The organism is uncultured Aquimarina sp., assembly GCF_947492965.1.
Lineage (GTDB): Bacteria > Bacteroidota > Bacteroidia > Flavobacteriales > Flavobacteriaceae > Aquimarina.
In genome coordinates this window covers 244,239-257,891 of the sequence record NZ_CANLOZ010000007.1, presented here as the reverse complement: position 1 = coordinate 257,891, position 13,653 = coordinate 244,239, and the positions used below count along the sequence as shown (strand labels likewise).

Here is a 13,653-nt window from a genome sequence, read left to right as displayed (position 1 = left end):
CCGTTAGCGCCAATGGTACTACAATCGTGGGAGAGTAGGTCGCCGCCTTCCTTGAAAACCCTTCATTATGACAATGAGGGGTTTTTTTATACAGTAAACTGAAGCTGCATAGAATACATAACTTTTACTGCTCATAGCAGCAAACAACTAAAATGCACTCAGACAACAACCACGAATACGCGCTGCTGGAAAACCAGGAAGAATGGGTCTACATTGAGAAGCAACACTACAACTATGACCAGTAGCACCACTTCCATTGGATGGACAACTAGACATTTATAATGGATTACCCTTGCTTGTTTAATTGAATGTTAATAAATTGGTCTAGGGTAAATATTATGGATTTATTTTTGCTAAAAATAAACCCCCAAATTGGTACTTCAATTTGGGGGTTTTTAATAGAGATTATTTAACTAATTAGTCTCTAAGAATAGCTCTTGAAATTACAATTTTTTGTATTTCGCTAGTTCCTTCATATATCTGAGTGATTTTAGCATCCCTCATCAATCGTTCTACATGATATTCTTTCACAAACCCGTTTCCTCCGTGAACTTGCACAGCTTCTACAGTTACGTCCATGGCAGCTTGAGAAGCAGCTAATTTTGCCATTGCACCTGATAAATCATAATTTTCATGATTATCCTTGTCCATAGCAGCTTTGTATACTAGCATTCTTGCAGCTTCTATCTGTACATGCATATCTGCTAATTTGAATGCGATTGCCTGGTGATTCATAATCTCAGTACCAAAAGCTTTTCTCACTTTAGCATATTCTTTAGCTAATTCATATGCTCCTTGCGCGATTCCTAATGCTTGGGCTGCGATACCGATACGACCTCCAGCTAAGGTTTTCATCGCAAATTTGAATCCGAACCCATCTTCACCGATACGGTTTTCTTTCGGTACTTTTACATCGTTAAAAATTAATGAGTGTGTATCACTACCTCTAATTCCTAATTTATCTTCTTTAGGTCCTATTTCAAACCCTTCCCATCCTTTTTCTACAATAAAAGCATTGATTCCTCTATGTTTCTTTTCCTTATCGGTTTGTGCTATTACTAAATAATAATCTGAAGTACCACCGTTGGTAATCCAGTTTTTGGTTCCATTAAGAACATAATGATCACCCATGTCTATAGCAGTAGTTCTTTGGGATGTTGCATCACTACCAGCTTCGGGTTCTGATAAACAAAAAGCTCCAATAGATTCTCCAGTAGTTAGTTTGGTTAAATACTTTTCTTTCTGTTCAGGTGTTCCATAAGTATCAAGTCCCCAACATACCAAAGAATTATTCACGGATACGATTACAGAAGATGATGCATCGATTTTGGATAACTCTTCCATAACAAGTACGTAGGATAAAGTATCCATTCCTCCACCACCGTATTCTGGAGATGCCATCATTCCTAAAAATCCAAGTTCTCCCATTTTTTTTACTTGTTCTGTAGGGAATTCTTGTTTATTATCTCTTTCTATTACTCCTGGTAAAAGTTCTGCTTTCGCAAAATCACGAGCAGCATCACGTATCATTAATTGTTCTTCGGATAATTTAAAGTCCATATTTGATCCTTATTTACTGTGCGTGCATAACACGCAAATTCAACATTTCGATGAAAATAAATCGAGATAACCTCGATTTTTTTATTAATTCTACAAATATAAGCTATAATATGATAGTTTTGATGTTTTTTTAATTTTTTGATATTTTCTTTCAAAGGTTTGAATTTTGATTCCATTTTTATTGAATTTAGTGCTGTTTTGAAGCTTTATTATTCATTTGTCAATAGAAAATATTTTTGAGTTATTATTTTTTTAAATTCAGGGTTTGACCTGTTTAGTTTTTTATATTTGTGAAGTCACTTTGATGTGATTGTATATTCAATTTATTAAATGATTTTTTATGAGACAGCACTAACTCCGTTTAAGGAGTGATTATTAATTATAGAAGTTAGGTTTATAACAGAGACTGTTAGTAAAAGTGTGTTTAATAAATTGAAATTAAAAAATGAAAGAACTATTAAAAAAATACGAGAATAAAGCCCCAGAAATTGTTTTTAATTGGAGGGATTCTGAAACTGAAGCAGAAGGTTGGACTGTAATCAACTCTTTAAGAGGAGGTGCTGCTGGTGGTGGTACTAGAATGCGATTAGGATTAGATATGAATGAAGTACTTTCGCTAGCCAAAACGATGGAAGTTAAATTTACTGTATCAGGTCCTGAAATTGGAGGTGCGAAGTCAGGAATTAATTTTGATCCCAATGATCCAAGGAAAAAAGGAGTTTTGGAAAGATGGTATAAAGCGGTTTCTCCATTGCTAAAAAGTTATTACGGAACTGGAGGAGATTTAAATGTAGATGAAATTCATGAAGTAATTCCCATTACCGAAAATTGTGGTGTTTGGCATCCCCAAGAAGGTGTTTTTAATGGACATTTTCAACCAACAGAAGCCGATAAGATTAATAGAATTGGACAACTACGTCAAGGAGTGATTAAAGTATTAGAAAATACAGTGTTTTCTCCAGATGTTTCTAGAAAGTATACTGTAGCTGATATGATTACAGGATACGGAGTGTCAGAAGCAGTTCGACATTATTATGATATCTATGGTGGATTTGTAGAGGGCAAAAGAGCTGTAGTGCAAGGTTTTGGTAATGTTGGATCCGCTGCAGCGTATTACCTTTCGGAAATGGGAGCGAAAGTAGTGGGTATTATTGATCATGCAGGAGGATTGATTAAAGAAGATGGATTTTCTTTTGAAGAAATCAAGGAATTATACCTTAATAAAAAAGGAAATAAACTATATAGCGAAACACTCATTCCTTTCGAGGAGTTGAATAGTAAAATTTGGTCTATACAGACGGAGATATTTGCTCCTTGTGCAGCATCCAGATTGATTACTAAAGACCAGATTTCCCAAATGATCAATTCTGGTTTAGAAGTGATTTCTTGTGGAGCTAACGTTCCTTTTGCCGATAAAGAAATATTTTTCGGTTCAATTATGGAATATACAGATGAGCAAGTAAGTTTGATTCCAGATTTTATTTCTAATTGTGGAATGGCAAGAGTTTTTGCCTATTTCATGGAAAGAAGAGTATTAATGACAGATGAGGCGATTTTTAATGATACTTCTAAAACCATTAAAGATGCCATTCAGAAAATTTTTAATAAAAATAGTTCTAAAACAAATATTAGTAGAACAGCGTTTGAAATAGCATTCAAACAATTAGTATAATCGTCACATAAATAATTTAAATATATCATGTTAAAATATTTTTTAGGTAATAGTCCAAAATGGTTCAAAATGGTAATGATTGGTTTTCTCATTTTTAATGTGTTCTCCTATTTTGTTCTTGGACCTATGATTACAGCTTGGTTATTTATTGGAGAATTTATTTTCACTTTAGCTATGGCATTAAAATGTTATCCTTTACAATCTGGAGGGATTTTAGCAATAGAAGCTTTAGCTTTAGGTTTAACTCATCCAATGTACAAAGTTAATCATGATACACACAAGATTGTGACGGACGAATCTGGAAATCCCGAAATGGGAGGAGTTTATCTTGAAGTATCACAAAACTTAGAAGTAGTATTGTTGCTTGTGTTTATGGTAGCAGGGATTTACTTTATGAAGCCTTTATTAATGTATATTTTTAGTAAAGTATTTACAAAGATTAAATCAAAAATGGTGTTATCCGTACTATTCGTTTTTCTAGCTGCGGTATTATCTGCTTTTCTAGATGCATTAACAGTTACTGCAGTTCTGATCAGCGTAGCAGTAGGTTTTTATGGTGTTTATCATAAAATTCACTCAATGCCAGAGTCTGATTTTGATAAAGATGGATCTTTGGACAGAAAGGATTTGAGTGGAGAAACTTTAGAGCAGTTTAGAAGCTTTTTAAGAAGCTTAGTGATGCATGGTGTTGTGGGTACAGCACTTGGTGGTGTTTGTACTTTGGTTGGAGAACCTCAAAACCTACTAATCGGAGAAAGAATGGGATGGGACTTTATAGAGTTTTTCTTAAAAATGGCTCCTATTTCGTTGCCAGTGCTAGTTGCAGGAATCATAACAACAATGGTGCTAGAAACTACTGGGTGGTTTGGCTTTGGTGAAAAATTACCAGAAGTGGCCAGAAGAATTATTGAAAATTATACCGATGAAGAAGATGCAAACAGGTCAGATAAATCAAAATATGGATTAATTGTACAAGGTGTATCGGCGATACTACTAATTATTGGATTAGCATTGCATTTGGCACCTGTTGGATTTATTGGTTTAGCACTGATCATTGTACAAACTGCTTTTATGGGTATTACAGAAGAACATCAGTTAGGAAAAGCGTTCGAAGAAGCATTACCTTTTACAGGATTACTAGTAGTTTTCTTTGTTATTGTGGCGATGATTCATGATCAACACCTATTCTCTCCAATTATTGAATGGGCATTGTCATTGGATCCTGCAAAACAACCTTCTATGTTTTATGTGGCAAATGGAGTATTATCAATGATCAGTGATAATGTGTTCGTTGCAACTGTTTATATAGGTGAAGTTAAGCAAGCTTTTGACAATGGAGCAATTACTAGAGAACAGTTCGAAAAATTAGCAATCGCCATAAATACAGGAACAAATTTACCAAGTGTTGCAACACCTAATGGTCAAGCAGCGTTTTTATTCTTGTTAACCTCTTCCTTGGCTCCACTAATTGGTTTGTCTTACGGGAGAATGGTAAAAATGGCTTTGCCTTACACGATAATATTAGGTGGAGTAGGATTATTAGGAATAATTTATGTATTATAAGATTTAATAATAATATACTTAACCTATAGAATTAACGTTAGTATACTAACACTAAATTAACAGAAGGACATATGACCTATTTATTGACGCTCGGTATGTTAGCCCAAAATACCAAAGAAATTGATCCAGAAGCAGAAGAGAAAACACTTTCCATAATAGACTTATTATTAAGTGGTGGAACTGGTGGAGTAGTTATTATAGCCATTCTCTTTGTGCTTTTGTTTGTTGCGGTTTATATATATTTTGAAAGGATATTTGCCATCAAGGCGGCTTCAAAATATGATGAAAGTTTTATGCATCAGATAAGGGATAATGTAGCTAGTGGTAAAATTGAAGCTGCGAAAATTTTATGTGCACAAACAAATAACCCAGTTTCAAGATTAACGGAAAAAGGAATTTCTAGAATAGGAAACCCCCTTGAGGATATTAATAAGGCAATAGAAAACGCTGGTCGTTTAGAAGTTTATAAATTAGAGAAGAATGTAAGTATACTTGCAACTGTGGCAGGAGCAGCACCAATGATTGGGTTTCTAGGTACCGTAATTGGTATGATCTTAGCATTCCATAATTTGGCTTCAAGCTCTGGGAGTGCTGATATGGGATCATTAGCTGAGGGTATTTATACAGCTATGACAACAACGGTTGCAGGATTGGTAGTTGGTATTGTTGCTTATATAGGATATAACCATTTGGTAGTTAGAACCGATAAGGTCATTCATCAAATGGAGGCAACTACTGTAGATTTCCTTGATTTACTTAACGAACCTGCATAGTATGAATTTGCGAGGAAGAAATAAGGTAAGCCCAGAATTTAGTATGTCCTCAATGACAGATATAGTGTTTTTGTTATTGGTGTTTTTTCTTTTAACATCTCCCACAATTACACCAGAGGCATTAGATCTGATATTACCAAAGGCAAAAGGAAAAAGCTCTAATGTTCAGAATATATCTGTTAGTATAACAAATAAGTTGCAATACTACGTAGATAGTGAAAGAGTAAGTCAAACGAGGTTAGAATCTACATTGAAATCAAAGTTAGCAGGACAAAATGAACCTACCATAATACTAAGAGCAGAAGAAGGAGTGCCTATCGAGAAAGCAGTAGGTGTTATGGATATAGCAAATCGAAATAAATTTAAAGTAATCCTGGCGGTAAAACCAGAATAGTTTTAATGCTGAAATTAGATACTAAACATAAAAAGAAATCTTTTGTTATTACCACGATATTACACGTGTTAATTATACTGCTGTTGTTTTATTTAGGATTAAGTAATATCGATCCTGATCCTGAAGGAGGTATTGCGGTTAATTTTGGAACTACATTAACTGGTTCGGGTAATGTACAGCCAACAGAGGCAATTAAGTCTTCTCCTAAACAAACCACTCCGGAATCTACACCAGTCGATCCATCTGAACCAGAGCCTGAAACACCTGAGATTACAGAAGAAGTCGTTACCCAAGATGTTGATGATGCTCCAGTGGTAGAGGAAAAACCTAAAAAAGAGCCTAAAAAGAAGGTTGAAAAGCCTAAGGAGAAACCAAAAGAGAAACCTTCAGAAGAAAAACCAATAGATAAGCCTGTAAAAAAGCCAGTGGAGAAGGTTGAAGAAAAGAAACCGGATCCTAAACCTGATAAATCTACTTTAGACATCCTAGATAGCTTTGCCAATGGTCCTAAGAGTGATGGTAAAGCTAAAGGGGGAGAAGGAGATGATGGGAAACCTGGAGATAAGGGGAATCCTAACGGAAATCCTTATGCTACTAGTTATTATGGGCAGCCTGGTCCTGGAGGAACAGGAGGTGTAGGATATGGTCTTAATGGACGTGGACGTCCTACGAATTCTAAAGTTGTTCAGAAATGTAATGAAGCGGGTAGAGTAGTAGTTAAAATTGTAGTAAATAGACAAGGACGTGTTATACAGGCAATTCCTGGTGTTAAAGGAACTACCAATAGTGCACAATGTCTTTTGGATCCTGCAAAGAAGACTGCGCTTACTTTTAAATGGAAAGCAGACCCTAAAGCTCCTGCAAAACAAATAGGTTTTGTAGAAGTTACCTTTGGTTTAGGAGAATAATTAGTGTTTCCAGATATTCAATTTTTTAAATAGCAGATATTAAATCTAAAGTATAGAATCATCAACTATAAAGAGACTACAGAATGGATGTTTGCGCAATTACCCATGTATCAACGTCAAGGGGCAAGTGCATACAAAATAGATCTAACTAATATTATTAAGTTAGCAGCTCATCTAGATAACCCAGAAAATAAGTTTAAGAGTGTTCATGTTGCAGGTACCAATGGAAAAGGGTCTACGAGTCATATGTTGGCTTCAGTGTTACAAGAATCAGGCTATAAGGTAGGTTTGTACACTTCTCCACATCTAAAAGATTTTAGAGAGCGTATTCGAATAAATGGTATTGTGATTGATGAAAATTATGTAGTGGATTTTATTGCTAAGCATAAATCTTATTTAGAAAAAAATCAATTATCCTTTTTCGAAATGACAGTCGGTTTAGCCTTTCAATATTTTTCAGATCAGAAAGTTGATGTGGCGATTATAGAAGTAGGTTTAGGAGGTAGACTGGATTCTACTAATATTATAATGCCAGAAGTTTCTGTTATTACAAATATAGGCTTGGATCATACCCAGTTCTTAGGAGATACTCTTGCTAAAATAGCTTATGAGAAAGCTGGGGTTATTAAAGAAGGTGTTCCAGTTGTTGTAGGTAGAACTACACCAGAAACTAAAAAAGTGTTTTCAGAAATTGCTAATGAACGCGAGAGTGATATTTTATATGCATACAATTATGCAGGACCTGTTTATGAAAGTGACTTAAAAGGAAATTATCAACAAGAAAATATAAAAACTGCGTTGCAAACGATATCTATTTTAAAAGATAGAGGATGGGGGGTACAAGAAGAAGCTATTAAATCTGGATTAGCTAATGTAGTAAGAAATACAAATTTGCATGGCAGATGGCAAATATTAAAAAGTTTACCCAAAGTAGTGTGCGACACCGCTCATAATCAAGATGGGTTGAAAATTGTAATGGATCAGTTATCCGAAGAAAAATATCAAAAATTACATATCGTATTGGGAGTTGTTTCTGATAAAAATTTAGATGAAATTTTACCATTGTTTCCGAAACATGCTACGTATTATTTTGCAAAACCTAATATTAAAAGAGGTTTGAATGAAAAAAAATTACAGGAGCAAGCGTTAAAATTTAAATTAAAAGGAATAGCATATAATTCCGTGCAATTGGCGTATGATACTGCTATACAGAATGCTATGAATGAAGATTTGATATATGTAGGAGGTAGTACGTTTGTGGTTTCAGAAATAATTTAATTTTTCTTTCAAAATCTTTTGGTAGACTGCAAAACTGTGTTATATTTGCATCCGCAATCACGAATAAGGGTTGTGAAAAACATAAGGGCAATTAGCTCAGTTGGTTCAGAGCACCTCGTTTACACCGAGGGGGTCGGGGGTTCGAATCCCTCATTGCCCACAAGAAAATCCATTCATTTATGAATGGATTTTTTTATACACAATAGTTGCCTATAAAAGTAGTTTCTATTTATAAAAACTGTGTAGATAAAATTTTTATTTAGAGTATTAGTTGTTTTAGAGTGAATTATAAAATATAGAGATCATAATGGAAAGATTTGGACTTACTAAAGAGAATTGGGATCAGTTTTTAGAATGGTTATGGGATTTTATACCCGATTTAATCTCTGCTGTCATTATTTTTTTTGTAGGAGTATGGGTGATTAATATTTTTAGCAAAGCACTGCGTAAATTCTTTCAACAAAAAGACTATGACGAAACATTAGAGAGATTTTTATATGACTTAATTAATATAGGTCTTAAAATTTTATTAGTGGTGTTAGTTGTAACTCAATTAGGAGTTCAGACATCCTCACTTGTGGCGATTTTGGGTGCAGCTGGTTTGGCAATAGGGCTAGCGCTACAAGGATCTCTTTCAAATTTTGCTGGAGGAGTTCTAATCCTGTTTTTCAAGCCATTCAAGATTGGAGATTATATAGAAGCGCAAGGTGTATCTGGTACAGTAAAGGAGATCTCGATATTTACAACAAAAGTAAATACTTTTGGAAATCAATTAGCTGTCATACCTAATGGTAAGATATCTAATGGAAACATTATCAATTATTCGGCAGAAGAAAGAAGAAGAGGAAAGATAGAAATTGGTATTTCCTATGAAAGTAATATTAAAGAAGCGAAAGAAATTCTTTTAGATCTTATCAACAATCAGGAAAAGGTGATTAAGGATCCTGCTCCAGAAATTTATGTTACCGAATTAGGAGATAGTGCTGTAACCTTATCTCTAAGGTTTTGGGCTCTTAATGATGACTTTTGGCAAGTTCATTTTTATACAATTGAAGAGGCTAAGAAAAGATTAGAGGATAAAGGGATATCTATTCCGTTTCCTCAAAGAGATGTGCATTTATATTCACATGATAACAAGTCTTAAAGATGGATAAAGATTAGTTAGTTCCTTAAATAATTTATAAAAAGAGTTAGTGTTGAGTATAAATCGTTAGATTTAGAATTAGTTTGTAGAAAAAAGTACTAAATGTCTAAATCTTTACTATTTATCCCTGATATTTCTGGGTATACACAATTTGTTCAAACTACAGAAATAGAGCATAGTCAGCATGTAATAGCAGAGTTGTTAGAGGTGTTAATTAATGCTAATACCCAAAATTTAAGACTAGCAGAAGTAGAAGGGGATGCTTTGTTTTTTTATAAAGAAGGAGAAGTGCCTTCCCAAGAAAAGCTATTAGCACAGATTGAAACTATGTTTACTGCTTTTTATAGTCATCTCAAGTTGTTGGAGAATAATCGTATTTGTCCTTGTAATGCCTGTGCTACAGCACCAAATCTTCAGCTTAAAATTATTGCGCATTGTGGAGATTTGCAATTTATTACTGTTCAGAATAAAAGAAAACCATTTGGTCAAGTTGTGATAGAAGCGCATAGGTTATTAAAGAATTCTATTCCTAGTGATAATTATGTTCTTTTAAGTAGAGATTTGTCGTATCAAATAGGGCTTTCGGATGACTATAAAAGTCAATTATTTAATTTTTCGAAAGGAGAAAATGAATATGATGGTAAGAAGATTGATTATTTGTATTCTGAGATTGATAAACAATATCTTAAACTTACTTCTTATGAAACTCCTTATGAAGTACATTTTGATAAAGCCCCTTTCTTAACAATCCAGAAAAAATATAAAACTTCCGCACAGAGTTTGTTGGAATATATTACAAATTACAGTTATCGTCATCATTGGGTTAAAGGTGTCGATAAGTTCGAGTACAATCCAGATGAAGTTACTCGTTTAGGAACGGAGCATGTTTGTGTGATTGATGGAAAACGACTCAATTTTACTACGGTAACAAAACCGGTAGATACTGGTAAATTAATTTATGGAGAATATACAACAGATATTCCTGTTATTGATGGGATGTATCAATTTTATACTATCATTCCTGTGTCTCAAAGTTCGTGTGAAATCATAATTGAATTGTATCCTAAAGCGAACTCAATTTTTAAAAAGATGATCCTGTATTTTATAATGAAACGAAGTTTTCAAAAATCAATAAAAGAATCTCTTAATAACCTAGAGGATTATATAGCTACAGCTTAAGATTAGGTAGTGTCTTTAGTTTAGAATATCTAAAACACGTTCTAATTTCATTCCGCGAGATCCTTTGATTAGAACAGTACCTTGCAATTTTTCAAATGTTTCGTTTTGTTGTAAATCTTCAAAAGATCGATATTTTTTAACCCTAGGATCTGTCGTAGATGCTTGATAGAAATTTTCACCAATTAGAAATATAACATCAAAAGATGTGGATGACGCCTTGTCTGCTATTTTTTGATGCTCCTCTTCTGCTGTTTTTCCAAGTTCGAACATGTCTCCAAGAAATACTGTTTTAGGATAGCTTTCTAATTGTTTTAAATTATCAATTGCAGCATTCATGCTCGAAGGGTTTGCATTATAAGCGTCCATGATAATTGTAAAGTCATTTTTAGCAATGATTTGAGATCTGTTATTCGATGGAATGTAAGATTCTATAGCTTTTTTGATTAATTTCTCATCTACTTTAAAGTAAGAACCGATTGCTATTGCAGCTGCAATATTGGTAAAATTGTAAACTCCGATTAGATTGCTTTGGATTTCTAGATCTTTATGGGTGACGCTAACCATGGGATCTGCGTTCTGTAATTGTATACTAGCGTTACTACTGCCTTGTTGAGAAAAAGTGTAGGTGTTTATACCGCTCGATGCTTTTAGAAGCTTAGGGTCTTCTGAATTCAAAAAAACGAGTTTGTCTTTTTCTCGTAGATGTTGATAAAGTTCGGTTTTTCCTTTTAAGACTCCTTCTATACCTCCGAATCCTTCGAGATGAGCTTTTCCTATATTGGTTATGTACCCAAAGTCTGGCTGTGCTATATTACATAAAAACGCTATCTCTTTTAAGTGATTTGCTCCCATTTCTACAATTCCAATTTCGGTGTTCTTATCCATAGATAATAAGGTTAAGGGAACGCCAATGTGGTTGTTTAAGTTGCCGCTGGTTGCTGTGGTGTTAAATTGTGCAGAGAGAACGCAATTGATCAATTCTTTAGTAGTGGTTTTTCCGTTACTTCCGGTAAGTGCAATTATCGGAATGGCAAGATAGTTTCTGTGATAAGTTGCTAAATGCTGCAATGTCTCTAGTACATCATTAACTACTATAAATTGGTCTGAAGTATGATATTGTTTATTGTCAATTATGGCATAAGATGCACCTTGCTTAATGGCTTCTTTTGCATATTCATTACCGTTAAAGTTTGCTCCTTTTAAGGCGAAAAAAAGATTGTTTTTTACGATTTTTCTGGTATCTGTGCAAATACCGCTACTTTCGAGAAATAATTGATGTATGTTAGAGATGTTCATATTATGAGTAATGTAATTGTATTAAAAAGCCCTGATCAAATGTCAGGGCTTTATATATTTTAACGAACTTTTCTTAAAGTTTCTATCTAGGCTTTCTGTGCTTAGGTGTTTTCTTGCTTTTTGCTTTTTCACCTACACGAGACATTGCATTTCGGAATCCAATATAATCCGTAGCCATATCTTGCGGGAAGAATCTTCTCTGAGCAGGGTCTAACCAATATGCTCTATCTTTCCAAGAACCTCCTTTGTAAACTCTTACCTCTTCACTTACAATAGTAGTTCTCTTACTAGATTCATCATATCTTCTATCTAGCTTAGTACTATCTGCTGCACTTGGTTCCACACTATGGATAGGAGAGTTGTACATTCTTCTATTAGGAATGTTTTCATCTTGGAAACCTTCGTAATATCTTGAAGAACTTTTGTCACCGTCTCTAAAGTTACGGTTATCACTTTGTGTAAAGTTAGTTCTTAAGTATGTTTCATTCTCGTCAACTGGAGTTTGTAATATTCCTCCAGGTAATACTCTTGCTACGATTTTTCCATTACTTAAAGTGTCATATATAATAGAATCTGTAGTAACAATTTTTACTGTTCCGTCAGGATTGATTGCATTTTTAGTATATACATTTCCTCTGTAGTAGTTGAAATCGTTATACTCATCGTCTACGATTGGTCTGTATACATCTGCTACCCATTCTGCAACGTTTCCTGCCATGTCATAAAGACCATAGTCATTAGGATCGTAAGAAGCTACTGGAGCTGTAATATCTGCACCATCATCACTCCATCCAGCGATTCCACCATAGTCACCATCACCTTGCTTAAAGTTAGCTAATTGGTCACCACGAGTTCTTCTTTTTCCAGAACGTGTATATTGTCCATCCCAAGGGTATTTTTTTCTACCTCTATAAATATTATAACTTCTTAATTCTACAAGTCCTAAAGCCGCATATTCCCATTCTGCTTCTGTTGGTAGTCTGTATTTTGGAAGTAATAATCCATCTTTAAGCTGAACATATAGTCCGGTAGAATCATTTCTTTTTTCATATTTTTCGGAAGCTCTACCCCCTCTGGTAGCTTCATCATTACCTCCATAAGTTTGTGAGGGTGCATTTAAATAGGTGTCAGTATTAAAAGTGCTCTCAGCAGAAACATCTTCGAAAGGAGCATTTTCCTTAATTACTTTCTCTTCTTCTAAAATTCTTTCGTTAACTCTATCAGTTCTCCATTTACTAAATTCCACAGCTTGTATCCAGTTAACTCCCACTACAGGATAGTTAGCATAAGCTGGGTGACGAAGGTAGTTGTTCGTCATCATTTCATTAAACCCTAAGCGGTTTCTCCATACCAAAGTATCTGGAAGTGCTCCATGATAAATATTTTTATATTTTGGTTCTGTAGGAGGATAAACGCCTTTTAACCAATCAAGGTATTCTAAATACATTACGTTGGTTACCTCGGTTTCGTCCATGTAAAAGGATTGCACGTGTTGTTGTGTAGGAGTGTTGTTCCAATCATGCATCACATCATCCTGAACTCGTCCCATAGTGAAGGTACCTCCCTCCACAAAAACTAATCCCGGACCTGTTTCCTGTTCTTTGTAATTGGTTGCTACCTGAAATCCACCATCTTTGGAGTTATATTTCCAGCCAGTGGCTCTGGAACTGTTGCCGTAATCAGTTTTGTTACAACTAAACAGTAAGGTACTAATGGTTAGGGCCATCAGAGACTTAAAAACTAACGCGTTTTTCATAATCTTAAGTTCGTTAAAGTAGAAATTAGGGCTTGCAATATAATAATTAACGTTAAATTTACCCTAATATTTTTAAAATAATATCAAATCTTTGAAAATTTATGTTTTCACGATTGACTTTGGTTTAACG

At 34.4% G+C, this 13,653-nt stretch carries 12 protein-coding genes and 1 tRNA gene; 9 read left to right on the top strand and 4 right to left on the bottom strand.

The features are described from left to right. Window positions 1–147: 147 nt before the first annotated feature. Window positions 148–276: a hypothetical protein gene (locus tag Q1B37_RS18695; protein ID WP_299901165.1), complete on the bottom strand. Its 129-nt coding sequence runs from the start codon at window positions 274–276 to the stop codon at window positions 148–150. A 141-nt stretch (window positions 277–417) separates the two neighbouring features. Next, on the bottom strand, window positions 418–1,560 hold the full coding sequence (locus Q1B37_RS18690; RefSeq protein WP_299901161.1) for an acyl-CoA dehydrogenase: 1,143 nt from the start codon (window positions 1,558–1,560) through the stop codon (window positions 418–420). Between the two features lie 445 nt (window positions 1,561–2,005). Between Q1B37_RS18690 and Q1B37_RS18685 the strand changes: the two genes are divergently transcribed. The 9 genes from Q1B37_RS18685 to Q1B37_RS18645 all read left to right on the top strand — a co-directional run bounded on the left by Q1B37_RS18685 (window position 2,006) and on the right by Q1B37_RS18645 (window position 10,471). Then, on the top strand, window positions 2,006–3,232 hold the full coding sequence (locus Q1B37_RS18685; RefSeq protein WP_299901156.1) for a Glu/Leu/Phe/Val dehydrogenase dimerization domain-containing protein: 1,227 nt from the start codon (window positions 2,006–2,008) through the stop codon (window positions 3,230–3,232). 27 nt (window positions 3,233–3,259) lie between these two features. After that, a complete protein-coding gene (gene nhaB, locus Q1B37_RS18680; protein WP_299901153.1) occupies window positions 3,260–4,795 on the top strand; it encodes a sodium/proton antiporter NhaB in 1,536 nt (511 codons plus the stop codon). Window positions 4,796–4,890: 95 nt separating this feature from the next. Next, on the top strand, window positions 4,891–5,568 hold the full coding sequence (locus Q1B37_RS18675; RefSeq protein ID WP_299608709.1) for a MotA/TolQ/ExbB proton channel family protein: 678 nt from the start codon (window positions 4,891–4,893) through the stop codon (window positions 5,566–5,568). A gap of 1 nt (window position 5,569) precedes the next feature. Beyond that, window positions 5,570–5,962, top strand: a complete 393-nt coding sequence (locus Q1B37_RS18670; RefSeq protein ID WP_299608688.1) for a biopolymer transporter ExbD — start codon at window positions 5,570–5,572, stop codon at window positions 5,960–5,962. Between the two features lie 5 nt (window positions 5,963–5,967). Continuing rightward, window positions 5,968–6,870: an energy transducer TonB gene (locus tag Q1B37_RS18665; RefSeq protein WP_299901150.1), complete on the top strand. Its 903-nt coding sequence runs from the start codon at window positions 5,968–5,970 to the stop codon at window positions 6,868–6,870. A 60-nt stretch (window positions 6,871–6,930) separates the two neighbouring features. After that, complete coding sequence (locus Q1B37_RS18660; RefSeq protein WP_299901178.1) at window positions 6,931–8,148, top strand: folylpolyglutamate synthase/dihydrofolate synthase family protein; 1,218 nt, start codon at window positions 6,931–6,933, stop codon at window positions 8,146–8,148. Between the two features lie 85 nt (window positions 8,149–8,233). After that, window positions 8,234–8,308, top strand: a tRNA-Val gene (locus Q1B37_RS18655). Window positions 8,309–8,455: 147 nt separating this feature from the next. Beyond that, on the top strand, window positions 8,456–9,292 hold the full coding sequence (locus tag Q1B37_RS18650; protein WP_299901147.1) for a mechanosensitive ion channel domain-containing protein: 837 nt from the start codon (window positions 8,456–8,458) through the stop codon (window positions 9,290–9,292). Window positions 9,293–9,394: 102 nt separating this feature from the next. Further along, on the top strand, window positions 9,395–10,471 hold the full coding sequence (locus tag Q1B37_RS18645) for a DUF2652 domain-containing protein (RefSeq protein ID WP_299901144.1): 1,077 nt from the start codon (window positions 9,395–9,397) through the stop codon (window positions 10,469–10,471). A 15-nt stretch (window positions 10,472–10,486) separates the two neighbouring features. On the opposite strand, the gene murF is transcribed toward Q1B37_RS18645, so the two are convergent. Together murF and gldJ are read right to left on the bottom strand one after the other, a co-directional pair. Beyond that, a complete protein-coding gene (murF, locus tag Q1B37_RS18640; protein ID WP_299901141.1) occupies window positions 10,487–11,767 on the bottom strand; it encodes a UDP-N-acetylmuramoyl-tripeptide--D-alanyl-D-alanine ligase in 1,281 nt (426 codons plus the stop codon). Window positions 11,768–11,849: 82 nt separating this feature from the next. Further along, window positions 11,850–13,523 (bottom strand): gliding motility lipoprotein GldJ, encoded by a 1,674-nt coding sequence (gldJ, locus tag Q1B37_RS18635; RefSeq protein WP_299901138.1) that lies wholly within the window; start codon window positions 13,521–13,523, stop codon window positions 11,850–11,852. Window positions 13,524–13,653: the final 130 nt, after the last annotated feature.

Bases quoted from the DNA above. Each gene is read 5' to 3' on its own strand.
- Q1B37_RS18695 (WP_299901165.1), bottom strand. From the start codon at position 276: ATGTCTAGTTGTCCATCCAATGGAAGTGGTGCTACTGGTCATAGTTGT.
- Q1B37_RS18690 (WP_299901161.1), bottom strand. From the start codon at position 1,560: ATGGACTTTAAATTATCCGAAGAACAATTAATGATACGTGATGCTGCT.
- Q1B37_RS18685 (WP_299901156.1), top strand. From the start codon at position 2,006: ATGAAAGAACTATTAAAAAAATACGAGAATAAAGCCCCAGAAATTGTT.
- nhaB (WP_299901153.1), top strand. From the start codon at position 3,260: ATGTTAAAATATTTTTTAGGTAATAGTCCAAAATGGTTCAAAATGGTA.
- Q1B37_RS18675 (WP_299608709.1), top strand. From the start codon at position 4,891: ATGTTAGCCCAAAATACCAAAGAAATTGATCCAGAAGCAGAAGAGAAA.
- Q1B37_RS18670 (WP_299608688.1), top strand. From the start codon at position 5,570: ATGAATTTGCGAGGAAGAAATAAGGTAAGCCCAGAATTTAGTATGTCC.
- Q1B37_RS18665 (WP_299901150.1), top strand. From the start codon at position 5,968: ATGCTGAAATTAGATACTAAACATAAAAAGAAATCTTTTGTTATTACC.
- Q1B37_RS18650 (WP_299901147.1), top strand. From the start codon at position 8,456: ATGGAAAGATTTGGACTTACTAAAGAGAATTGGGATCAGTTTTTAGAA.
- Q1B37_RS18645 (WP_299901144.1), top strand. From the start codon at position 9,395: ATGTCTAAATCTTTACTATTTATCCCTGATATTTCTGGGTATACACAA.
- murF (WP_299901141.1), bottom strand. From the start codon at position 11,767: ATGAACATCTCTAACATACATCAATTATTTCTCGAAAGTAGCGGTATT.
- gldJ (WP_299901138.1), bottom strand. From the start codon at position 13,523: ATGAAAAACGCGTTAGTTTTTAAGTCTCTGATGGCCCTAACCATTAGT.